The 23,825-nt window shown below is 69.4% G+C and carries 16 protein-coding genes; 3 read left to right on the top strand and 13 right to left on the bottom strand.

Annotated elements, in window-relative coordinates; translation table 11 throughout:
• Window positions 1-141 precede the first annotated feature (141 nt).
• Complete coding sequence (locus VED21_RS03660; RefSeq protein WP_324880950.1) at window positions 142-2,217, bottom strand: glycosyltransferase family 4 protein; 2,076 nt, start codon at window positions 2,215-2,217, stop codon at window positions 142-144.
• A 169-nt stretch (window positions 2,218-2,386) separates the two neighbouring features.
• A complete protein-coding gene (locus tag VED21_RS03655; protein ID WP_324880949.1) occupies window positions 2,387-3,628 on the bottom strand; it encodes a glycosyltransferase family 4 protein in 1,242 nt (413 codons plus the stop codon).
• Window positions 3,629-3,773: 145 nt separating this feature from the next.
• On the opposite strand from VED21_RS03655, the gene VED21_RS03650 reads away from it, so the two are divergent.
• Both VED21_RS03650 and VED21_RS03645 read left to right on the top strand, forming a co-directional pair.
• Window positions 3,774-4,952: a glycosyltransferase gene (locus tag VED21_RS03650; RefSeq protein WP_324880948.1), complete on the top strand. Its 1,179-nt coding sequence runs from the start codon at window positions 3,774-3,776 to the stop codon at window positions 4,950-4,952.
• A complete protein-coding gene (locus VED21_RS03645; protein WP_324880947.1) occupies window positions 4,949-6,655 on the top strand; it encodes a tetratricopeptide repeat protein in 1,707 nt (568 codons plus the stop codon). The genes VED21_RS03650 and VED21_RS03645 overlap by 4 nt, the downstream gene beginning before the upstream one ends.
• Before the next feature lie 77 nt (window positions 6,656-6,732).
• On the opposite strand, the gene VED21_RS03640 is transcribed toward VED21_RS03645, so the two are convergent.
• From VED21_RS03640 to rfbB, 10 genes are all read right to left on the bottom strand, one after another.
• Window positions 6,733-11,115, bottom strand: a complete 4,383-nt coding sequence (locus VED21_RS03640) for a PPC domain-containing protein (protein WP_324880946.1) — start codon at window positions 11,113-11,115, stop codon at window positions 6,733-6,735.
• A 303-nt stretch (window positions 11,116-11,418) separates the two neighbouring features.
• Window positions 11,419-14,919, bottom strand: a complete 3,501-nt coding sequence (locus VED21_RS03635) for a pre-peptidase C-terminal domain-containing protein (protein WP_324880945.1) — start codon at window positions 14,917-14,919, stop codon at window positions 11,419-11,421.
• Window positions 14,920-14,960: 41 nt separating this feature from the next.
• Window positions 14,961-15,146, bottom strand: a complete 186-nt coding sequence (locus tag VED21_RS03630; RefSeq protein WP_324880944.1) for a hypothetical protein — start codon at window positions 15,144-15,146, stop codon at window positions 14,961-14,963.
• Window positions 15,147-15,233: 87 nt separating this feature from the next.
• On the bottom strand, window positions 15,234-16,391 hold the full coding sequence (locus tag VED21_RS03625; protein WP_324880943.1) for a DegT/DnrJ/EryC1/StrS family aminotransferase: 1,158 nt from the start codon (window positions 16,389-16,391) through the stop codon (window positions 15,234-15,236).
• Window positions 16,392-16,394: 3 nt separating this feature from the next.
• The gene (locus tag VED21_RS03620) at window positions 16,395-17,024 is read right to left on the bottom strand and encodes an acetyltransferase (RefSeq protein ID WP_324880942.1); all 630 of its coding nucleotides are present in this window, start codon (window positions 17,022-17,024) and stop codon (window positions 16,395-16,397) included.
• The gene (locus tag VED21_RS03615) at window positions 17,021-17,635 is read right to left on the bottom strand and encodes a sugar transferase (RefSeq protein ID WP_414638151.1); all 615 of its coding nucleotides are present in this window, start codon (window positions 17,633-17,635) and stop codon (window positions 17,021-17,023) included. The genes VED21_RS03620 and VED21_RS03615 overlap by 4 nt, the downstream gene beginning before the upstream one ends.
• 276 nt (window positions 17,636-17,911) lie before the next feature.
• A complete protein-coding gene (locus VED21_RS03610; protein ID WP_324880941.1) occupies window positions 17,912-19,129 on the bottom strand; it encodes a L,D-transpeptidase family protein in 1,218 nt (405 codons plus the stop codon).
• A gap of 181 nt (window positions 19,130-19,310) precedes the next feature.
• Window positions 19,311-20,183, bottom strand: a complete 873-nt coding sequence (gene rfbA / locus VED21_RS03605; protein ID WP_324880940.1) for a glucose-1-phosphate thymidylyltransferase RfbA — start codon at window positions 20,181-20,183, stop codon at window positions 19,311-19,313.
• 8 nt (window positions 20,184-20,191) lie between these two features.
• Window positions 20,192-21,109 (bottom strand): dTDP-4-dehydrorhamnose reductase, encoded by a 918-nt coding sequence (gene rfbD / locus VED21_RS03600; protein ID WP_324880939.1) that lies wholly within the window; start codon window positions 21,107-21,109, stop codon window positions 20,192-20,194.
• The gene (rfbB, locus tag VED21_RS03595) at window positions 21,106-22,185 is read right to left on the bottom strand and encodes a dTDP-glucose 4,6-dehydratase (protein ID WP_324880938.1); all 1,080 of its coding nucleotides are present in this window, start codon (window positions 22,183-22,185) and stop codon (window positions 21,106-21,108) included. The genes rfbD and rfbB overlap by 4 nt, the downstream gene beginning before the upstream one ends.
• 182 nt (window positions 22,186-22,367) lie before the next feature.
• Between rfbB and VED21_RS03590 the strand changes: the two genes are divergently transcribed.
• Window positions 22,368-22,703: a hypothetical protein gene (locus tag VED21_RS03590; protein ID WP_324880937.1), complete on the top strand. Its 336-nt coding sequence runs from the start codon at window positions 22,368-22,370 to the stop codon at window positions 22,701-22,703.
• On the opposite strand, the gene amrS is transcribed toward VED21_RS03590, so the two are convergent.
• Window positions 22,700-23,803, bottom strand: a complete 1,104-nt coding sequence (gene amrS, locus VED21_RS03585) for an AmmeMemoRadiSam system radical SAM enzyme (RefSeq protein WP_324880992.1) — start codon at window positions 23,801-23,803, stop codon at window positions 22,700-22,702. The genes VED21_RS03590 and amrS overlap by 4 nt on opposite strands.
• Between the last annotated feature and the right edge of the window lie 22 nt (window positions 23,804-23,825).

The following is a 23,825-nucleotide window of genomic DNA, read 5'->3' as shown; positions in this document are numbered from 1 at the left end:
CAAAGGCGGGTGATGGCTTCCATCACCCGCCTTTGGTTCAAACCCGACAGCACAGTGCGGAGCAATGCGCGGAAGGGGGATACGGGCGGCAAATCATGGAAGTGTTCAAACGCCGCCCGTATCAACCAAGCATCGCCCGCATTACCGCCGGACCTGAGACGCCAGGGTTTCATAAAGCGTGCCCAAGCGGCCCGCCAGCGCCATCCAGGACCGCTCCCGCTCCACCCAGGCGCGGGCCGCCTCGCCCAGGCGCCGACGCAAATCGGCGTCCCGGACCAAGCGCTCCAGGGCGTCGGCCAGATCCCCCACGTCGTCCTTGCGATGCTGCAGGCCGGTGACGTCGTGTTCAACGATCTCGGCCAGCGCCCCCACGTCGGAGACGATGACGGCCTTCCTCATGGCCATGGCCTCGAACGGCTTGAGCGGCGACACGACCTCGCAGACCGGGTGCCCCTTGCGCGGGAACGGCGCGATGTCGATCACCGAGTAATAGTCCTCGACCTGGGCGTGGGGGACCCGGCCGGTAAAGCGGACCATGTCGCCCAGATCCAGCTCCCTGGCCAGGGCGCGGGCGTCGGCCGCGGCCCCGCCGTCGCCCACCATCAGCACACCGAAGTTATCCAGGCCACGCCGGCGCAATTGGCCAATGGCCTGCATCAGGTAGTCCAGGCCTTCGTAGAACACCATGGAACCGACGAAACCGATCACCACCTTGCCTTCGAACCCCAGCTGGCGGGCCAGTTCGATATTGCGGGGGCGGCCCTGGAAACGGTCGGCATTGACCCCGTTGGGCAGAAGCTGGATCTTGTCGCGCGGCACCCCGCGCTCGACCATCAAGTCGCGCAGGCGGCCGGTGATGGTCATCACCGCGTCGGCGCCGCACGAGGCGTCGACCTCCAGCCGCCGCATCAGGCGGTACTGATCGGAGCCGGCCCACTCCGGTTGGCGCGACATGCGCGTCAGGTCTTCCAGGCCGCGGATTTCGTAGATGGTCGGGAGGCCCAGGGTGCGCCCGGCGATGTTGGCGGCGATGCCGTTGTAGTGGAACGACGCGGCGTGCAGCACCGCCGGCTTCAACTCGCGGCACAGATCGACCAGCCGTTCGGCATACTTATCCAGGTATTCGCCGCGGGTCAGCGTGCGCAGGTTGTAGTCCAGGTCGATCAGATAGCGATAGCGCACGCCGTCGATCTCGCGCTCCGCCGGCACGCCGGCATCGGTCGTGACGCGATCATGCGGATAGCCCAGGCGGCCGACCGCGATCACGTCCCACCCCTGACGGACCAGCGCGGTCAGCAGGCCGTGGGCGCGGGTGGCATAGCCGCCGGAATGATAGGGCAAGGCGTTGTGCAGCAAATAGAGGACCCGGCGCGGATTGTCCGGCGTGTAGGCGGCCGGCTGCCGGGGGGGCAGGGCTGCGCCTTCGTCCAGAATCCGCACCTCGTCCGCCAGCCGGGGCAACCGGCGCACGCGGAACCCCGCCTCGGTGAGCTGGCGGGCGCACTCCAGTTCCCGGCGCATCTGTCCCCGGGCGAAATACAGGCTCATCAGATGCTGGATCAGAACCGGGTCGAAATTTTCGGTGCTGGCCGCTTCGCCATAAGGCAGGACAACCGCCGGATAGGTTTCAAAACCGGCGTAGAAGAAGGTCGACCGATAGGAACGGGCCAACTCGGGCCGGGTGCGCAGTTGGTCCTTCACCCAGGCTTCGGTGGTCTCGATGCCGTCGATTTCGATCTTGCGCCGCACTTGGGCCGTGCCGAAGTTGTCGATGACGATCCGCTCCACCCCGCGCCTGGAAAAAGCCTGGACCCGGTGCCACAGGGCGGTGTCGAACAAAACGTCCTGGCGGCTGCCCCAGGAGGCAAGGATCAACTTCAAGATGCTGTTGACGGCATCTTGCCAGCCATGGCTGACGGCCCGCCGGGTGTAGCGGGAGGCGCGGGCGGTGCCCTCGACGATCAGGCTGCTTTTCAACACGCGCTGACTGGCGCGCTCCAGGCGGGGATGCAGGTGCCACGGCACGCCGGGAAGCCGCCGCATGATCCGGTCGGCCGGAATCACCAGACCGAACAGGATCAACTCCACACAGACGTTGCGGGCAAGAATTCTTGCTTTGCGTTTGGTGATGAAGCGCCGCCAGCCCCGGCTCCCGGACTTCTTTCGCGCGTGTCCCGGAAGCCTATGCACCGGAAGAAGCCGGACTTCACTTGCCATACTCAAACACCCTGCTTGCCCGCGCGCGGAATCCTTCAGCCGGCGCCCACCAGCCGAGAGCTATAGCACCATGATTTTGATGCGGGGAGGGCAATTTGGCCGGTCCACCATGCTTCCTGGAAAGCCCTGGCCCGCTTTCGGAGCGGTGGGGGGCGGGGCATGCCTGTGCTCATGCCGCTCCGGCCGCCACGTCTTCCAGCACGCGGCGCAGATCGCCGGCCAGCCGGTCGCGATCGAAGCGGGTTTCGGCCAGCCGGGCGGCGGCGGCGCCCGCCCGCGTCAAGGCTTCGGGATCGCCCAGCAGGGCGTGCAGCCGGGCGGCGGCCGCCGGGGCATCGGCGGCGGGCACGACGATGCCGGCGCCGGTTTCCTCGACCATCCCGGCCTGCCAGCCCCGGTAATTGATCATGAGCGGTCGGCCGGCGGCCAGCGCGTCGAACATCTTGTTGGCCGAATTGGCCCACATGGCCGGCATGTCGACGAACAGGGACGCCGCCACGGTGGCAGCGGAGAACACCGCCGGCATGTCGCGCTTGGACAGCGGCGGCATCATCCACAGATTGCGGTTGAGCACGCCCAGCTCCTCGGCCCGCGCGCGCACCCGATCGCGCTGGGCGCCGTCGCCCATGATCAGGAAGCGCACCCGAGGGTCGAGATCGCGCAAGGCCGCCGCGATTTCCGTCAGATAATGGACGCCGTTGATCAGCCCGAGCGTGCCGGCATAGAGCACCAGCGGCCCGCCGGCCAGATGGGGATGCTCGGCCAGGAACGCCCGGCCCCGCTCCTCGGGCACCCGGAACAGGTCGAGATCGCAACTGTTGGGGACGACGGCGATGCGGTCGGCCGGATAGCCGGCACGGGCGACGCCGTCGCGCATGCCGGGCGACAGCGCGATCACCCGCGCGGCGTTGCGATAGGCAAACCGCTCCAACCAGCGGGCGGCGGCGATTGACAACGGATCGCGCAACGCGCCCACGGCGATGGGCAGCGTCGGCCACAGATCGCGGACCTCCAGCACCATCGGCACCCGTCGGCGGCGCGCGGCGTAGACGGCCGGCAGGGCGATGGTCAGCGGCGTGCTGGTGGCGAAAACAAGATCGGCCTCCAAGGCCGCCGCCTGGCGCGCCGCCGCCCACGCGAAACGGAAGAACGCCTGGATGCGCGCGCGAAACGGCATGTGGTTGGAATAGGGCACCGGCAACCAGTGGACGCGAATGCCCTCCACCTCGGTTTCGGTCCAGCCGCCGGCCTGGCGCTCCCCGGCTCCCGGCGGCGCGCCGGCGGCACGCCACGAGGTCACCATGTCCACCCGATGCCCGGCCCGGACCAGCCGGCGCGCCATCTCATAGGACCGGGTGCCGCCGGACATGGCGGGGGTGGTGAAATACTGGTGAAGGTAGATGATGCGCACCGGAACCTTGCCGACAGGCGATGGGAGCGGGCCCCATTCATCGCAGGCGGTTCCGGCCTTGGCAAGGGCGACGGGCGTCGCGAATAGGTGTATGGATTTCCTGGATTCCGGGGCGTCGCCCCGGCGCGGAAGAGGGAGAGGCGGAGTGAGGCCGTTCCGGGTCGTGCATATGTCCAGCGTGCATTCCTGGAAGGACCCCCGGATTTTGCTCAAGCAGTGCGCATCGCTCGCCCAGGCCGGCTGGGAGGTCCATCTGGTGGTGGCCAACGGGCCGGGCGGTACGGTCGACGGCGTTCGGATTCACGTCGTGCCGGGCGCCGCCGGCCGGCTCGGCCGCATGACCCGCACCGCTTTCCGGGTATGGCGCCGCGCGCTGGCGCTGGATGCCGACATCTATCATCTGCACGACCCGGAACTGGTGCCCTGGGGTCTGCTGCTGCGCGCCCGGGGGCGGCGGGTGGTCTATGACGTCCACGAGGATTACGTCACCGGCATCGCCCAGGCGCCCTACCTGCCCAGGCCCGTGGCCCGGCTGGCCGGGCGGCTGTACGGCGCGCTGGAGCGGCTGGCCGCCCCGGCCTTCGACATCGTTATCGCCGAAGCCTATTACGCCCGGCGCTTTCCCCGGGGCGTGCCGGTGCTGAACCACCCCCGGCTGGACGCCTTCCGCGATGCCGCCTTCGACGGCCGGGAGGCGCCGGCCGGAGGCGTGCGCCTGCTTTACACCGGCAACGTCACCGAAGGCCGGGGGGCGCTGCTCCACGCCGCCGCCCTGGCCGCCCTGCCCGACGCCCATCTCCATTTCGCCGGACGCTGTCCGGCGGCGCTGGCGGAGCGGATCATCCGGGCGGCCGGAGGACCGGAGCGGGTTTCCTTCGACGGAATCGACGCCTATGTGCCGTTCGAACGCATGCTCGACACCTACCGCCAGCCCTGGACGGCGGCGCTGGCGCTATTTCCCGACAGCCCGCATTACCGGGAAAAGGAGCTGACCAAACTGTTCGAGTACATGGCCGCCGGCCTGCCGCTCCTGTGTTCGGACTTTCCGGTCTGGCGCCGGCTGGTCGAAGGCGTCGGCCTGACGGTCGATCCGACGGACCCGGCCGCCATCGCCGCCGCGGTCGCGCGGCTGCACGGCGATCCGGCGCTGTACCGCTCGCTCGCCCGCAACGGCCGGCACGCCGCCTTCGAGCGCTTCGACTGGGCCATCCAGGCGGACCGTCTGGCCGGACTATACCGGCGGATGCTGCGCATGGACCCACCCGGCTTGATGCCGGTCTTGGGGAGCACGGCATCTTCGACCAAGGGACAGGACGCGCCATGAGCCGACAGCACCGCCCCCCCTCCGACGAAGGCGTGGCTACCGGACACCTGCTGGCCCTGGCTTTCGCCCATCACCGCGATGGCCGTCCCGCCGAGGCCGAGGCCCTGTACCGCCGGCTGCTCGACCGGGACCCGGGCCATGCCGACGCGCTGCACCTGCTGGGCGTGCTCCACGCCCAGACCGGCCGTGCCGTCGAGGCGGCGCGCCTGATCGAGCGGGCTATCGCGGTGTCTCCCGGCACGCCGGACTTCCATCTCAACCTCGCCAACGCCCTGCTGGACGGCGGGCGGGCGGCCGACGCCGTTCCGCGCTACCAGGAGGCCCTGCGTCTTGGGGCCGATGCCGCGACGGCCCTGACCGGCCAAGGCCGGGCGATGATCCATCTCGATCGGCCGGACGGGGCGGAACGGTACTTCCGCCAAGCGGCGGCGGTGGCGGCCGACCCGGTGCCGCCGTTGCTGGAACTGGGCGCGCTGCTGGTGGATCAGGACCGTCCGGCCGAGGCGGTGGCCGCCCTGGAACACGCGGTGAAACAGGCTCCCCGGCGGCCCGATACCTGGTCGGCGCTGGGTGCCGCCCAGCGTCGCCTGGGGCAGCCGGCGCACGCCGCCCACTGCTTCGCCCAGGCGCGGGCGCTGGCCCCGCGACAGGCCGCCCACGCCGCCAACCTGGGAATTTCCCTCATGGAACTGGGCCGCCTCGACGAGGCCGCGCGGCAGTTCGACACCGCCGTGGCGCTGGCCCCCGACGATGCGCGCCACCACTACGGCCGCGCCTTCTGCCGGCTGTTGGCGGGCGATCTCGCCGGCGGTTTCGCGGAATACGCCTGGCGCACCCGCGCGCCCGACTTCACTTCGCCCCGCCGCGTCTTCGACCGGCCGGTGTGGGACGGTCGGCCGCTGCCCGGCGGCACGATCCTGCTCCACGCCGAGCAGGGCTTCGGCGACACCCTCCAGTTCGCCCGCTACGCCCGGCGGGTGGCCGAACGGGTGCCGCGGGTCATCGTCGAGGCGCAACCGGAACTGGCCGACCTGCTCGCCACCCTGGACGGGGTCGAGCGGGTGGTCGTCGAGGGTTCGCCCCCGCCCGAGGTCGACGCCGTCTGCCCGATCCCGGAACTGCCCCGGCTGTTCGGCACCACGCTGGCCGGCATTCCGGCCGAAATCCCCTACCTCACACCCGATCCGGCGCGGCGGGCGGTATGGCGGCAACGGCTGGACCGCATCCGCGACCGCCGGGTCGGGCTGGTGTGGGCGGGGCGCCCCACCCACCCCAACGACCACAACCGTTCGCTGACGCTGTCGGCTCTGGCGCCGCTGGGCCGCGTGCCGGGGGTGGTGTTCGTGTCGTTGCAAAAAGGCCCGGCGGCGGACCAGACGCGCCTGCCGCCACCGGGCATGGCGTTGTGGGACGCCGGTTCCGAATTGGCCGACTTCGCCGACACGGCGGCGGTGCTGGCCACCCTCGATCTGGTGATCACCGTCGATACCGCCGTTGCCCACCTCGCCGGGGCCATGGGGGTGCCGACCTGGGTGCTGCTGCCGGTGGCGCCGGACTGGCGCTGGCTCCTGGGGCGCGATGACAGCCCCTGGTACCCGAGCCTGCGGCTTTACCGCCAGACCGCCTGGGGCGACTGGCCGGGGGTCGTCGCGCGGGTGCGCGACGACCTCGGACGGTTCGACAGATCAACGCGCCAGCCCTGATCGAAAGGGGCGGCGTTCCCGGTTTATACGCGTTTCAGAAAGTTCTGACCGCCGGTCAGAACTTTTTGAACCTGGTATTAAATCAGGCTGGCGAGGACGCCGAAGCTGCTCGACGTCGCGCCGCCCGACAGCGGCGGCACGCTCACGCTGGCCAGACGGTCGGCCATGCGCGCGGTGGTGGAGGCGGCGGACATCACCAGGTCGTACGCCGTCTCGCCCCGCGACGGCGTGACCTTCACGAAGTACTGCCCGACCGCCAGCGTCGGCGTCAGCACGGTGCCGGGGCTGTTGACCCGGTTGTTGCTGATCACGTCGCCGTCGGCGGCGAGCAGGCTGACGTTGATGCTGGTGCCGAACTTCACCTCGTTGAGGGCGATCGAGGCGGTGCCGGCGGCGCTGACCCGGAACGAGAACACGTCGGTGTCGCCGGTCTTCATGTAGTCCTCGGCCGTCACCACGCGGCTGGACAGGATGCCCATCGACTTGGCGCTGCCGGTGGTGCCTTCGGCCCCGTCGGCGTAGGTGGCGCGCAGGCCCAGGGCGTACGGCGTGTCGCTGCCGCTGTCGGAGACCTGCACGAAGTAGCTGCCCTCCGTCAGCGTCACGTTGATGGACTCGTTGGTGCTGCCGTTGGCGTTGGACCGGCGGATGACGGTGTGGGCCGAGTTGTCCCGCAAAATGGCAAGGTCGGCATCGCCGGTCATGCCCGTCAGGTTGAGCGCCAGGGAGGCCGGGCTGTCCACGGTGAAGCGATAGTAATCCGTGGCGTCGTCGTCGCCCACCTTCTCGCGGACGGTGGTCGCCGCCGCCGTCAGGGTGCCGACGTCGTAGGGGGTGGCGAAGGTGTTGCCGGCGAGGTCGGCGTAGGCCGAGCGCAGGTTGAGGGTATAGGACGTCTCGGCGCCGCCGTCCGGCCGGACCCGGACGTAGTAGGTCCCGGCGCCCAGGCCGTAGTTGAAGGTGTCGGGGGTGGAGCCGGAGGTGCTGGAGCGCCGGAGCGTCCGCCCGGTCGAATCCAGCAACTCAAGATCGGCGTCGCCGGTCATGTTGGTGAGTTCGAAGAAGGCCTTTCCGCTGGCGATGGTCGAGAACTTGTAGACGTCGATGTCGGTGGTGCCGCGCACCGTGCCGACCCAATCGGTGCCGGTCAGCACCCGTGAACTCAAGATGCCCATGTTGGTCGCCGCCGTGATCGCGCCGTCGGTGGCACGGTCGGCGTCGTCGGCCTCGCCGGTCAGGTTGAGGGTGTACTGGGTGTCCGAGGCGTTCTCGATCACCTGGGCGTAGTAGGTGCCCGGGGTCAGCACGCGCTCGATGGACTCGGCCGCCGAGCCGCTCTGGTTGGAGGTCGCGACCACCCGGTCGAGCGCGTTGTACAGCTTCAGGTTGGCATCACCCTCCATGCCGGAGAGGTTGAGCCGGATCGTGGCCCGCGAGCGGATCGAGAAGCGGTAGTAGTCGGAAGTGTCGGCGTCGCCGACGAACTCGTTGCTGGTGATCGCCACCCCGTTGAGGTTGAGCGGATCGGCCAGCCACGAGGCCATCGGCGCGGAGTTGCCGACGCGGTCGGTGGGCACGGCGCTGACCGAAACCGCGTAGGGCGTCTCGACCCCGCCGCGCGACGACAGCTTGACGTAGTAGGTACCGGCGCCGACGTTGCGCGACAAGGTGGCCTGGGTCCGGCTGGACGTGGTCTGCAAGGGCTCGTCGCTGGTGGCGTTCAGCAAAGCCATGTCGACGGTCGAGGTCATCTCGTCGACCTGGAGACGGATCGTCGAGTTCGAGGTCACGACGAAGCGGTACATGTCGATGTCGGTCCCGCTCAGCGAATCGCCGTCGCGGAAGGAATCGCTGGTGTTGGCCAGCGTGCCGAAGGTCTGCGCCGTTTCCTTGGTGTTGCCGATGGGGTCGGCGCCCACCGCCGGCTCGGCCTTCATGCCCAGGGAATAGCGGGTTCCGGCGACGGTGTCGGCCGGGTAGACCTGGGCGACGTAGGTGCCGGCGGCCAGGGTGTCGTAGACCTGTGTCTCGTCGGCGGTGCCGGTGGCCGTCCCGCCGGTGCTCACGGTGACCGGGTTGCCCGAGGTGGCCGAGTACAGGATGATGTTGGCTTCGTTCCGCAGCCCCGACAGGCTCAGCGTCACGGTGGCGGCGCGGGACAGGGTGAAGCGGTAATGGTCGTGGGCGTCGGCCCCGCCGACGTGGTCGCTGAACCGCCGGATCGCCGGCCCGAGCGCTTCGATGTCCTGCGCTTGCGTCAGCGAGTTGTCGGCCTGGTCGGGCGGGATGTAGAGCGGCGTCGCGATGCCCAGCGTGTAGTTGGTGCCGGCGGAGGCCGCCCCGGTGCCGGGCAGGACGCGCAGGTAGTAGGTGCCGGCCGGCAGCGCGCTGCGCGTCAGCGTCTCGGCGGTGGTGCCGGTGCTGGTGCCGCCCGTGGTTCCGGTCACCGCGGCGCCGGTGGCGCCCAGCAGCTTGATGTCGGCGTTGGTGCCGAGCCCGCTCAGGTTGACGCTGAGGTTGGTATCGTCGGTGGTGACGAACTTGTAGTAATCGTCGCTGTCCGAACCGCGGCCGATGTGATCGCTGAAGGTCTGTTCGGTTTCCCCGGCCTCGATCATCCGCGCGGCGGCCTGCGTGTTGCCGGCGTTGTCGGGCGGCAGGGCGGACGGCGCGGTGAAGCTCAGGGTATAGCTGGTGACGGCTCCGCCGCTCACGGCCGGGGCCACGTCCAGATAATAGGTCCCGGCGGCCAGATCGGCGGCCATCAGGGTTTCGTCCGCCGTGCCGGTGTTGGAACCGCCGACCGCCGCGCTGACCGGCAGGCCGGTCGCGCCCAGCAGGCGGACGTTGGCGTCCTGGGTCAGGCCGGTCAGGCTGGCCGTCAGGTTCACCGGCTCGGTCAGGACGAGACGGTAGTGGTCGTGGGTATCCGTCCCGCCGATGTGCTCGGAGGTCGACTGCGCCGTCGCCCCCGCCCAGGTGAGGGAGGACGCGGCGGTCATGGTGTTGCCGACGGTGTCGGCCGGCGGCGGTTCGGCCAGCGACAGCGACAGTGAATACGGCGTGCTGGCGTAGTCGTAGGAATAGACCCGCACGTAGTAGACGCCCGCCGCGAGATCGCTCACGGACAGGGACTCGGAAGCCGAACCGTATGAGCTGCTGTAGGAAACGGAGGCGCCGAAGCTGTCGAACAACTCGACGTCGCCGTTGCCGGTCATCCCGGTCAGGCTGAGGCTGAGATCACCCGCGGTGTTGGTGGTGAACTGGTAATAGTCGTCGGCATCGGCCGCGCCGATGCTGTCGAAGGCGCTCTGTCCGCCGGTGGCCAGTATGCCGAGATTGCTGGCCGTCGCCATCGTGTTGCCGACCGCATCCGTTCCAGGCGCCGGCCCGGTCGAGGTGGCCGACAGCGTCAGGGTGTAGTCGGTGGTGGTGCCGCCGTAGGGGTAGACGCGCACGTAGTAGGTGCCGGCCGGCAGGCTGGACAGGCTGATCGCCTCGGGCGCCGAACCGCTGGCGCTGCTGCTGCCCAGCGAGGTGAAGCCCGAGCTGTCGAGAAGCTTGACGTCCGCGTCGGCGCTCAACCCGGTCATCGACAACTGGAAGTTGGTCACCTCCGAGGTGGTGAAGCGGTAGTAGTCGTTGGTGTCGTCCGATCCGACGGCGTCGTTGAAGCTCCCCCCCGCGCTGGTCAGCGCGCCGATGTCGCGGGCGGCCCAGGTCGAGTTGCCCGCCGAATCCACCGGCCCGGTAGGCACGGCCGACATCTGCAGCGAATAGGGCGTGTTGGTGGAACTGGTGGAATAGACCCGCACGTAATACGCGCCGGCCGTCAGGCCGCTCCAGTTGATCGCCTCGGCGGCCGATCCGGTCCCGTTGCTGCCGGTGAGGGCGGAGCCGTACTCGTTGACCAGCTGGACGTCGGCGTCGGCGCTCAGCCCGGTGAGGCTCAGGCTGAAGGTGGACGGGCCGGCGATGGTGAAGCGGTAATAGTCGTTGCCGTCGCTTCCCCCGACGTTCTCGTTGAAGAGCTGGCCGGCGGCGGTCAGCGCGCCGAAGTCGCGCGCCGTCGCGGTCGTGTCGCCGACGGTGTCCGGCACCGCCGTCGGCGTGGCCGACATCCGCAACTGATAGGAGGTGCTGTTGTAGCCGCCGTAGGAATAGACCCACACATAGTAGGAGCCGGCCGACAGGTTGGACAGGTTGATCGCCTCGGACGTCGAACCGCCGGCACTGCTGTTGCCCAGCGCGGTATAGCCCGAACTGTCGAACAGCTTGACGTCGGCGTCGGCGCTCAACCCATCCAAATTCAACCGAAAGTTGCTCTCGCCGGTAGTGGTGAAGCTATAATAATCTTCGGTGTCGTCACTGCCGACGTAATCCCAGAAGTACAAGTCCGTACTTCCGAGAGTCCCGACGTTCTGGGCTGTGTCGCGGCTGTTGTCGGTGGTACCGGGCATGGGACATCCGTTGGCTGAAGGGGGAGAGCCTTTGGCGACGATTTTATGCTTTTTCGCTCTGAAAGTGATGAACGAGGAATGCTGTAGGACCACCCTCGAACTTGAGAACTAACCCTTGCGAAACAGGGCCTTAGCCGGATAACGACCCGATCCGGCCTCAAAAGGCGCCGCTAAGTGACAAAAAAGCGACAACTTGTCGCATACGTGGCGAAGCCAAGACCCCGAAGCAGAGCGGCATAAGGAAACGGCAGCGGCGTCGGCCGCTGCCGTCTTCCATCCGACCTGTTCGGGCGGACGCCTGGATCAGGCGGCCAGAATGCCCTGCCAGGACGTCCGCGGCTCCATCCCCGACAGCGCCGAGGCGAGACCGCTGCTGAGCGGCATCGACAGGCTTGCCGTGTCGGTGAACGACGGACGGGAGCGGGCGGCCGAAGCGGTGCCGCCGCCCGTCACCGTCAAGGCGTAGTTGGTGTCGGCGCCACGGGACTGCACATGGATGTAGTAGAGGCCCGCGCCCAGATCCTCCTCGGCGACCGTGCCACCGGTGGCGCCAAGACGCCGGGTGGTCAGGATGCTGCCGTCCACTTCGACCAGCGAAACGTCAATGCTGGCACGGGCGCTGAGCTCGCTCAGGCTGACCGTGAAGTCGAGCGGCGTCTCCGAGTCGATCCCCACCCGATACCAGTCGTCCGCGTCGCGGGCCGAGGTGGTGGCGGTGCCGACGAAGTCCTGCGTCGACAGCTCCGACGAGGCACGGCGCAGATTGCCGAGGGAGGCGGCCTCCTCCTGGGTATCGCCGGCGTTGTCGGACGGCAGGGCGTTCAGCGTCATGGCGTAGGACGATTCGCCAAGGTTGCCGGTGAGCTTCATGTAGTAGGTGCCCGGCGACATGTGGCTGGTCATGGTCCGGGAGCTGAAGTTCGACGACTCGATGACCTCGCCGCTGGCATCCAGGAAGGCGTAGGTCGACCGCGTGTCCGTGGTGGTGTCGCCCAGGGTGGCGGTCACGTCGGCTTCGGAGCCGACGACGAACTTGTAGATGTCGACATCGGTGCGGCTCAGGGTGTCGTTGAATTCGACAGTGCGCGGCAGCAGCGTGCCGAGAGCCGTCGCCGTCTCGATGGTTTCGCCGGCGCTGTCGAGCGCCGCCGCGCTGACCGTCGCGCGGTAGCCGGTCTGGGCGCCGCCGTTGCCCGACACCTGCAGGTAGTAGGTGCCGCGGTTCGCCTCGTAGGTGAAGCGTTCCTCGGCGGTGCCGTTGGCGCTGGACGCCTGGATCACCGTGCCCTTGCCGTCCAGCAGCGCCAGATCGGCGTCGGCCGTCATGCCGGTCATGACGAAGGTCAGCTCGCTGCCGTTGGTCGCCACGGCGAACTTGTAGATGTCGATGTCGTCACCGACGACGATCTCGGAGGCCGGCGAGGACAGGGTGGCGCCGGTACGCAGCGTGCCCATGTCCTTGGCCTTGCCGAGGGTATCGCCCACCGTGTCGGTCGGCACCGAGGCCAGGTTCAGGGTGTAGCTGGTGTCGAGGCCGCGGTCGGCGACCTTGAGGAAGTAGGTACCGGCGCCCAGCAGCTCGGTCAGCCCTTCGCCGGCGGCGCCGGTGGCCACCGAGGTGGCGATCTCGCTGCCCGTGGAGTCCAGGAGGACCACGTCGGCGTCGCCGATCATGTTGGACAGGCCGACGTTGACGGTTGAACGGTTCTTGGTGCTGAACTTGTAGAAGTCGAACTGGTCGCTGTTGCCGACCGCCTCGTTCTCGGTGAACGCCTTGGTGCTCAGGTTGCCGAGGTTCTTGGCGGCCTCCTTGGTGTTGCCGGCGCCGTCGCGGACGGTGGTCTGCAAGGTCAGGGTGTAGTCGGTGTCGGCACCGCGATCCGGCGCCACTTCCACCATGTAGGTGCCGGCTTTCAGGCTGTTCTGCTTGACGGTGTCGGCCGCCGTGCCGGCGCTGTTCGACCGCCGGATCAGCGTGCCCTTGGTGCCGTCGGCCTTGACGTTGTAGAGCGCCACGTCGGCGTCCGCCGTCATCTCCTTCAGGCCGATGGCGACGTTGCCGGTGGCATAGGTGCTGAAGATGAAGGTGTCGGTGTCGCCGGCGCCGACATGGTCGGTCACCGACTGAACGGCCGCCGTCAGGGTGCCCATGTCGATCGGGCCGGCGGAGTCGCTGTCCCAGGCCGCCGCGTTCAGGCTGAGCTGGTACGGCGTGGCGGCGCCCTTGTAGCCGGCGATCTTCAGATAATAGGTGCCGGCGGCCAGCACGCGGTTGATGTGCTCGGCGTCATCGCCGCGCACGGCGGAGCTGGCGATCACCCGGTCGAGCGCGCTGCGCAGCGACACGTCGGCGTCGGCGCTCATGCCGTCGAGGGTGATGGTCAGGTTGCTGCGGGTCTGCACCGCGAAGCGGTAGTAGTCGACGTCCTTGCTGTCGACGAACTCGGCGGTCGAGCGGGCGCTGTCGCCCTTGGTTTCCAGGAGGCCCAGGTCGGTGGCCGTCGCCACGGTGTCGCCGGCGTTGTCCTCCGGCGTGACCACCGGCGGCGGCGGGGCGGACGGGGCGATGGACAGGGTGGTGTCGGCGAACCGCAGGGTTTCGGCGTTGACCACGGTGTCCAGGCCGTCGCGGCCGCTCATGGTGTCGAGCACGGTGACGGTGGTCGCGTTGACGCGGCTGACGACATACTCGTTCTGGTTGCCGTTGAACACCGCCGTATCGATGCCGGCGCCGCCGTCGAAGAAGTCGTCGCCATTGCCGCCGACCAGCGACGGGCCGTTCTCCAGGGTGTCGTCGCCAGCGCCGCCGGTGAGCGAGTTGACCAGGCCGTTGCCGGTCAGGGTGTCACCACCCGTGCCGCCGATGGCGTTCTCGATCAGCGAGGTGCGCGCCGCCGTCAGACCGCTGAGGATGGCGGTGGTGAGGTTGGAGCTGTCGCCCTCCAGTTCGACGACGACGCCGCGGCCCAGGTCGCTGACCAGCGTCTGATAGGACGACATGGCGTCGTCGGTGACGGCGAAGATCGGCACGATGTTGGCCGCCTCAAGGGCGGTGCGCAGTTGGGCGACCGTCGGATAGTCCTCGCCGCCGTCGACCACGGCGTCGCCGTTGTTGGCGGCGGCCAGGCCGGCGCCCATGCCGTCGCCGGCGATGTGGAACGTTGCGTCGGTGCTCAGCACGACGGTGCGCAGCGCGCCCTCGCGAAAGCCGATCTCGGCCGGATTGGTGACGGCGCGCTTGGCCACCTGGAACAGCGCTTCGATCTGCGATTCCGGAAGGTCGCCGCCCCAGAGGACGCTCAGTCCTTCGATGGTGCTCTTCAAGGTGGCGGCGTTGGTCATCGCCAGCTCGGTGCGGTAGCTGTAGTCATCGCCGCCGCCGAAAGGATAGACCGGCTTGTCGACGAAGGTGCCGAGACCGTAGGCGACGTCGGCGCCGGTGGCGACGACCGCGCTTTCCAGCGTCGGCAACAGCGTGGCCACCGTCGACAGGTCGTCGCTGAAGGAACCCGACAGATCCTCAAGCAGGAAAACGTCGGTCTTGGACCCCGAGGCCGGACGCGACAGGGAGACGGAGGCCCCATTGATCTGCGAGGTAGCGCCGCCGGGCGCAAGGTTGACCGTTACGGCGCCGGAAGCACCGGACGCGTTGATCGTATCCGCCCCTTCGACGTCGTCGACATAGATCGTGCCGCTGGTCGCCGTGATGACAAAGGTATCGTTGCCGTCGAGACCCGACAGGATATCGTCGGCCGCCGAGCCAACAAGGGAATCGGCACCGGTGGTGCCAACGGACGTAGTCATGGGTTCCTCCTGGATTTGCCGCCGGTCTTTCGACCAGGGGATCATACCAAGTTGCGACAAATTTGGGAAACCTCGAACGAAGCGCCGCCGCCACCTTCGAAAAACAGTCTGAAGTAGAAACATTCATCGGTGGCAATCCCGGCGCTTTTCCCGCAAGGGTTGGCGTCATGGCCCGAAAAGCGGCGGGAAAGCCATTGTTCGGCCTGATTTTTTCCCGACGCCGCCACGCTGGACGCCCTCCTTCGAAGGGCTGCCGGCCCCGACGACCGATGCGGCAAGGTCGCGGTCAAGAAGAACCCGCCTCTCGTCGCAATCTAAGGTTTGCTTTGCCCGGCAAGGCGGCGGATCACCGCGACCACCCGCGCCTGATCCGCGTCGGTCATGGCGGAGCCCGACGGCAGGCACAGACCGTGCTCGAACAGGCGGTCGGCCACCTCGCCGCCGAAGCGCCGGCTTTCGGCGAACACTGGCTGGCGGTGCATGGGTTTCCACACCGGCCGGGATTCGATGTTCCGGACCTCCAGCGCCAGCCGCACCGCCTCGCGGTCGGCCCCGAAGGCGCCGGGGTCGATCTGGACGACGGTCAGCCAGCGGTTGGCGCGGCCGTAGGGCGCTTCCGGCATGAACGACAGGCCGGGCAGGTCGCCCAGCGCCTCCCGGTACCGCTCGAAGATGGCGCGGCGTCGGCGCACCCGCTCCTCCAGCATGCCGAGCTGGCCCACGCCGATGGCGGCGACGATGTTGCTCATCCGATAGTTGTAGCCGACCGTCGAGTGCTGATAGTGCGGCGCCGGATCGCGGGCCTGCTGCGACAGGAAGCGGGCGCGCTCGATCAGGGCGGCATCGTGCGAGGCCAGCATGCCGCCGCCCGAGGTGGTGATGATCTTGTTGCCGTTGAAGGACCAGACCGCCGCCGCCGCCCCGTGGCCGGCGGCCCGCCCGCGGTAGGTGGCTCCCAGCGCCTCGGCGGCGTCGGCCACCACCGGGATGCCGAAGGGGGCGCACAGCGCGCGGATGGCGTCCAGGTCGGCGCTTTGGCCGTAAAGATCGGTGGTAATCACCGCCTTGGGCAACCGCCGCCCGGCGTCGGCGATCTTCAGCGCGGCCTCCAGCCGGTTGGGATCGAGCGTCCAGGTGGCGGGAGCGACGTCGAGGAACACCGGCTCCGCGCCCAGGTAGGTGATGGGGGCCACACCGCCGATGAAGGTCAAGGTGGCCGACCACACCGCGTCGCCCGGCCCCACCCCCAGCTCGCGCAGGGCCAGATGCAGCGCCGCCGTGCCGCTGGTCACCGCCAGCGCGTGGGGAATGCCGGTCAGCTCGCGGAACGCTCGTTCGAAGGCTTCCAGCATCGGCCCGGCCGGGGCGACATAGTTGCTGGCGAAGGCCTGTTCGATCAGCCCCAGTTCGGTCCCCGCCATGTGCGGCGGCGACAGGAAAAGGCGGGGAGCCCCCTCGGGATCAGCGGACATGGGTTATCGACTCCCGGATAAAGGGCGGGCGGGAACGCCCACGGCGGTCATGCCGTCGGGCAGGTCGCGGATCACCGCCGCCCCGGCGCCGACGATGCACCAGGCGCCCAACCGGCGGCCCGGGACAACGCTGGCGCCGATGCCGACCAGGGCGCCCTCCCCCACCGTCACCCCGCCGGCCAGACCGGCGCGCGGGGCGATGTGGGCAAACGCGCCGATGTCGCCGTCGTGCTCGACGACGGCGGCGGTGTTGATAATGGCGTGGGCGCCGATGCGGACGTCGGGCTGGATCACCGCCCCGGCGCACACCAGCGCCCCCGGCTCGACGGTGACGGACGCATGGACCGTCGCCGCCGGATGGATGGCCGTCGCCCAGCCGCCGGCCGGGTGCAGGCGGTCGGCCGCCCGGCGCCGCAGGGCGTTGCCGCCCAGCGCCAGGAAGGCCGGCAGGGCCTCGGCGGCCCACCACGCCGGATCGGGAACGGCGCCGATCACCGGCACGCCCAAGACAAAGCCGCCGCGCTTGGCGGGGGCGTCGTCGAACACCCCGCGCACCCGCCGTCCGGCCGCCTCCAGGGTGGCGATCACCACCTTGGCGTGGCCGCCGCCGCCGATCACCCAGACCTCGGTCATGACGGCCGCCGGCTGTGGTCGAGACGGGGCATGGTGGCGTGGCCCTCGGCGCTGATGCCCTCGCGGCGCAGCACCTTGGCGACGGTGAGCCAGAGAATCTTCAGGTCGCGCGCCAGCGTGCCGTGGTCGACGTACCAGACGTCGAGACGGAAGCGGTCCTCCCACGACAGGGCGTTGCGGCCGTTGACCTGGGCCCAGCCGGTGATGCCCGGCCGCACCGCGTGGCGGCGCGCCTCCTCGGCCGTGTAGTACGGCAGATATTCGACCAGCAGCGGTCGCGGGCCGACCAGACTCATCTCGCCGCGCAGCACGTTGAGAAGTTCGGGAAGTTCGTCCAGGCTGGAGGCGCGCAGGAACCGGCCCAGCCGCGTCAGCCGCACCGCGTCGGCCAGCGGCTGGCCGTCCGGGCCGATGGCGTCGCGCATGGTGCGGAACTTCAGCAGCACGAAAATCCGCCCGTTCCGGCCGACGCGCGGCTGGCGAAACAGCACCGGTGTCCCCAAGTGCCGGCGCACCGCCACGGCGACCGCCAGCATGGGCACGGCGAACAGCGCCAGGGCGATCAGGGCGCCCGTCACATCCAAGGCCCGCTTGAGAAAAGAGGAGCGCAAGGGAAAAGCCGTCCATCCAGAAAAGCGCCGGCCCAGGAGGAACGCCGGCGCAATCCGCACCATGACGCCGCACCAGGGGCCAGTTCAAGCCGTTTCACCGCGCGGCGGGCCGGACAGGCGACCCAGGCGGACGAAGCCTTCGGGCGCCGTCCGTATCAGCCAGCCGTATCAGCCGGCCGTATCATACCAAGTTCAAAAAGTTCTCCCTTGTGAACTTGGTATAGGGCCGCCCCCGCGCGCCCGCGTGGTATAGGGCCGCCCCCGGCGTTTGAGGGTTCAGATGGTCGGCGTGGCCGCGGCCTCGCCGACCAGGCCATAGATATCCCGGTGCAGGACGATCCGCCCCTCTCTCTCGACCGTGGCTTCCCAGTAGACGAAACGCACCGGCACAGGCCGGGCCAGTTTGAACCACTGGGGCGCGCCGGTGGCCAGAAGGGCGTCGATGCGCGCCGGCATGACGCCGATGTCGGCCAGCAGCGTCTCGGCCATCGCGCGGGCGTCCTCCAGCCGCACGCAGCCGGAGCTGACGGTGCGGGAGTCGCGGCTGAACACCTGGGGATCGTTGGTGCCGTGAAGATAGATGCTCTGCGAATTGGTCAGGTTGAAACGGAAGCGGCCCAGCGCGTTGTGATCGCCCGGCGCCTGGACGATGCGCACGCGGTTGGGGGTGACGGCCGACCAGTCCACCGTTTCCGGGATCACCATCTCGCCGTCGAGGTAGACGGCGGCGTAGTCGATGCCGGGCGTGCCGGTCTTGCGCAGGATCGGCAGCTTGTCGGCCTTGAGGACGGTGGGCGGCACCGTCCAGGTGGGGTTGACGATGATGTGGGTGATGGCGTCGTTGAGCAGCGGCGTCTCGCGCTCCGGTCGTCCCACCACGGCGCGCATGGTCAACTGGACCTGCCCCTTGCGCACCAGCGCCACCGTCTGGCTCGGCAGGTTGACCAGCACGACGTCCACCGGGGCCAAGGCGTGGATCTGGCGCATCGCCAGGGCCGAGCGGCGCAGGGCGGCGGCGGTTTCGGCCGGGGTGCGGTCGAGGCCGGCGCGGGTCTGCGCGCCCACGATGCCGTCGGGGCGCAGTCCCTGGGACGCCTGGAAGACACGCACGGCGGCCTCCACCTCGGCACCGAAGACCGAGGTCTGCCGGCCGTCGTCGGGCAGCAGGCCCAGTTCGACCAGACGCCGCGACAGCCGCCCCACCCGCTCCCCTTCCGCGCCCGGCTTCAACGAACCGCCGGAGCCGATGCGGGTGGTGGCGCGGGCGGGCTCTCCCTCCAGTCGGACGGCTTCGGCCTCCAGCCGCTCGATCCACCCCGCCAGTTGCTCCTGGAAGGACGGAGCCTGGGGCTGGGGCTGGGCTTGGTTCTGGGCCTGAGTCTGGGCTTGGTCCTGGGCCTGGTCCTGGGCCTGGGCGACGGCGCCGACGAACATCACCCCAAGGAAGGCGAGGATGACGGTCGTCAAAAAAGTTCGCGAAACAAGGGTCGGCATGTCCGGTGATCCTGGCAACGGCCGCGCCGTCAAGGAAAGGTCAACTGGATATTAACATTAGAACATCTTTTGGAGAATGACGATTGTCGCAACATAACGCGCCACCAGGGGCAACCGGCAGCCGCTCCGGGAGGGGGGCGCTTCGGGAAAAGCCACGGGGTCGAGCGGAGCCCCCCGCCCTTCAGAAGCGTTGCCTCAACACGTCCAGCAGGTACTGGCGCAGGCCGCCCTGCCCCACCTCGCCGGCCAGCCGCTCCAGCTGGGCGGCGTCGATGAAACCCATGCGGTAGGCGATCTCCTCCAGGCAGGCGATGCGGTGCCCCTGGCGGTGCTGGATGGCGCGCACGAAATCCGAGGCGTCCTGCAGGCTGTCGAAGGTCCCGGCATCCAGCCACGCGTAGCCGCGGCCCAACCGCTCGACGTTGAGTTCACCCTGCTCCATGTACCAGCGGTTGACATCGGTGATCTCCATCTCGCCGCGCCCCGACGGGCGGATGGACCGCGCCACCTCGACCACGCGGGAGTCGTAGAAGTAGAGCCCGATCACCGCCCACGCCGACTTCGGCAGTTCGGGCTTCTCCTCGATCGAGCGCGCGCGGCCGTCCGGCCCGATCTCCACCACGCCGTAGCGCTCGGGGTCCTTGACCTCGTAGCCGAAGACGGTGGCGCCGCGTTCGATCCGCGCCGCGCGCTGCAAGGCGGCGGTCAGGCCGTCGCCGAACAGGATGTTGTCGCCCAGCGCCAGGGCGCAGCCGTCGTTGCCGATAAAGTCGGCGCCGATATGAAAGGCCTGGGCGATCCCCGACGGCTTGTCCTGCACCCGGTACCGGAGATTGAGGCCCAGCGCGGCGCCGTCGCCCAGCAGGTCGGCGAAGCGCGGCGTGTCGCGCGGGGTGGAGATCACCAGGATGTCGCGGATGCCGGCCAGCATCAGCAACGACAAGGGATAGAACACCATCGGCTTGTCGTAGACCGGCAACAGCTGCTTGGAGACCACGCGGGTCAGGGGGTAAAGACGGGTGTTGGCCCCGCCGGCCAGGATGATGCCTTTCATGGGACCACTCAGGAAATTGCCGGGGTAAGAAGTTCCGCCAGCACGCCGCGCAAGGACTCCCGCCAAGGGGGGGCGGCCACGCCGAAGGCGGCCTGGAACCGCGTGGTGTCGAGCACCGAATTGGCCGGGCGCCGGATCGGCGAGGGATAGTCGCGGCTGGGGATGGCCGCCACTTCGGGCACCCGCCCTCCCCGGGCCGCCACCCGATCGAAGACCGCGCGGGCGAAGCCGTGCCAGGAGGTGGGCTCGCCGCCGCCGGAGTAATGGAAGGTTCCGTAGGCGCCGGAACCGCCATCGATCACCCGACCGGCCACCGTCAGCAGCGCCGCCGCCAGATTCCCCGCCTCGGTCGGGCGGCCCCATTGGTCGTCGACCACCGTCAGCCGGTCGCGCGTGGCGCCCAGCCGCAGCATGGTCCTGACGAAGTTGGGACCGAGCGCGCCATAGATCCACGAGGCGCGGACAATGACATGGCGGTCCCAGGATTCGCGCACGGCGGCCTCGCCGGCGGCCTTGCTCGCGCCATAGGCGCCCAGCGGGCCGATGGGATCGTCCTCGCGCCACGGGCCGTCCTTGGCGCCGTCGAAAACGTAGTCGGTGGAGATGTGGATCAGCGGCACGCCGCGCGCGGCGCAGGCGCGCGCCAGATGGGCCGCCCCGTCGCGGTTGACGGCGAACGCCCGCTCCGGCTCGCTCTCGGCCTTGTCCACGGCAGTGTAGGCGGCGGCGTTGACCACCACGTCGGGCCGGATCGTCGCCACGGCGGCGCTCACCGCCTCGGCATCGCCGATATCCAGGGCGGCGCGGTCCAGGGCGTTCAGCCGGAAGGCCCGGAGGCCGGGTTGGCGGCGGAACTCGGCCCCCACCTGACCGGCCGCCCCGGTGACCAGCAGGACCGGCAGCCCCTGGCCGTGCGCGCCGGTCATGCCGGAACCGCCTCCAGGCCCAGGCGGTGGCCGTCGTAGCGCTGGCCGCGCACCGTCTCCAGCCAGTCGCGGTGGGCCAGATACCACGCCACGGTGTTCTTCAGCCCGGTGTCGAAGGTCTCACGCGGGGTCCAGCCCAGTTCGCCCCGGATTTTGGCGGTGTCGATGGCGTAGCGCCGGTCGTGCCCCGGCCGGTCGGTGACGAAGGAGATCAGCCGCCCGTACGGGCCGGCGGCGTCGGGCGCCAGCTCGTCCAACAGGCCGCACAGCCGGCGGACCAGCGCGATGTTGCTCATCTCGGCCTCACCGCCGATGGCGTAGGTTTCGCCGTCGCGGCCGCGCTCCAGCACGGTGACGAGCGCCTCGGCGTGATCATCGACGTAGAGCCAGTCGCGCACGTTCTCGCCCGTGCCGTAGACCGGCAGCGTCTCCGCCTTCAGCGCCTTGGCGATCATCAGCGGGATCAGCTTTTCGGGAAACTGGAACGGACCGTAGTTGTTGGAGCAGTTGGTGACCACCACCGGCAGGCCGTAGGTGTGATGCCACGCCCGCACCAGATGGTCGCTCGACGCCTTGGAGGCCGAGTACGGCGAGTTGGGCCGGTAGGGCGTGGCCTCGTGGAACGGCGGGTCGTCCAGGTCGAGACTGCCGAACACCTCGTCGGTGGAGACGTGCAGCAGGCGGAAGGCGGCGCGCTCGGCGCCCTCCAGCCCGGCCCACCACGCCCGCGCCGTCTCCAGCAGGGTGTAGGTGCCGACGATGTTGGTCCGGATGAAATCGGCCGGGCCGTCGATGGAACGGTCGACGTGGGTTTCAGCGGCCAGATGCATCACCGCGCTGGGGCGATGGCGGGCGAACAGGGATTTCAGCGCCGGGCCGTCGGCCACGTCCACCCGCTCGAAGGCGTAGCGGGAGCTGTCTGCAACCTCGGCGAGGGCGTCGAGACTGCCGGCGTACGTCAGCTTGTCGACCACCACCACCCGCGCGGGTGTGTCCCGGATCAGGCGGCGCGCCACGGCGGAACCGATGAAGCCGGCGCCGCCGGTGACGAGGACGGTATCGAGACGGTCGGTCATGGGGTCCGGACGGTGGTTGCCGGACTTTCTTACCCGAGCGCCCGCCCCCTTTTCGAGTGTGTTTTTTCGGCTTACCTCGCGCGCGTCCTGCCAAAAGCGTGAAAGCCGGTGGAATGAACGGCGGCGGGCGGACGTTCGTGGAAATGGGGGGACGACCCCCGATTGGCAAAAGGGTGCCGAACATGTTTGGCCGTCTCAAGGGTGGCGTTCTTCTTCGCCGGGCCGGGCGCGGGTTCGCCCTGGTGGCCCTGGGAGCCTTGCTGGCCGGAGCGGTCGCCCAGCCGGCGGCCGCGGGCAGGGATCATGGCTGGGGGCATGGCCGGGGCCACGGCCACCATCAACGCCATTGGCGGCCCGGCCCGCCGGCCATCATCTACGGAGCGCCGCCGCCGGTGTACTACGCCCCGCCGCCGGTGTACTACGCGCCGCCGCCGCGGGTGATCTACGCCCCGCCGCCGCCCGTGGTCTACGCGCCGCCGTCCTCGCTCAACATCGTCGTGCCCTTGCGCTTCGACTAGCCGGCCGGGCGGAACCGCACCGGCACCCGGCGCGAACCCCAGGTGCCGGGCGCGGCCTCGAACACCCCGGCGCACGGCGTGCCGCAGGACCGGCAGGCGCCGGCTTCCGTCAGGCCCCAGCCCGTGATCTCGTAGCCGGCGCGCACGATCAGCGGCGTGCCGCACCCTGCGCAGTACGTGCTCTGCCGCGCCGGGTCGTGGACGTTGCCGACATAGACGTGGCGCACCCCGTTGCCGCGCGCGATGTCGCGCGCCCGCGCCAGGGTGGCCGGCGGGGTGTTGGGCCGGTCGGTCAGCCGCCACGCCGGATGGAAGGCGGAGAAATGCAGCGGCACGTCGGGACCTAGATTTTCCACCACCCACCCGGTCAGCGCCTGAAGCTCGGCCTCGGAGTCGTTCTCGCCCGGGATCAGCAGGGTGGTGATCTCCACCCACACGCCGGTTTCGTGCCGCAGGTACTTCAGGGTGTCGAGCACCGCGCCGAGATGCCCGCCGGTCAGCTTGCGGTAGAAACCCTCGTCGAACGCCTTCAGGTCGACGTTGGCGGCATCCATGGAAGCGTAGAACTCGGCCCTGGGTTCGGGATTGATGTAGCCCGCCGTCACCGCCACCGTGCGCACGCCCCGGGCGCGACAGGCCCGGGCCACGTCGGCCGCGTATTCCAGGAAGACCACGGGGTCGTTGTAGGTGAAGGCGATCGCGCGGCAGCCGAGCTTCACCGCCGCCTCGGCCAGCAGCTCCGGCCCGGCGGCATCGGCCAGCGTGTCGGTTTCGCGCGACTTGGAGATGCTCCAGTTCTGGCAGAAGCGGCAGGCCAGATTGCACCCCGCCGTGCCGAACGACAGGACCGGCGTGCCCGGCAGGAAGTGGTTGAGCGGCTTTTTCTCGATCGGATCGACGCAAAAGCCCGAGGAGCGGCCGTAGCTGGTCAGCACGATCGCATCACCTTGCCGCGCCCGCACGAAGCACAGGCCGCGCTGTCCCTCGTTCAGCGCGCAACCGCGCGGGCAGACGTCGCACCGCACCCGCCCGTCATCGAGCCGCGTCCAATAACGGGTGGCAACGGTGAAGCGGGCATCGGCGTCGAGCGGGCCGGTCATGGGCCGGTCGGTCATGGGCCGG

The sequence above is a fragment of the Azospirillum sp. genome, from assembly GCF_035627195.1.
In the GTDB taxonomy this organism is placed as follows: Bacteria; Pseudomonadota; Alphaproteobacteria; order Azospirillales; family Azospirillaceae; genus Azospirillum.
Note: the sequence above shows the minus strand (reverse complement) of the source record. Positions and strands in the feature narration are given on the sequence as shown.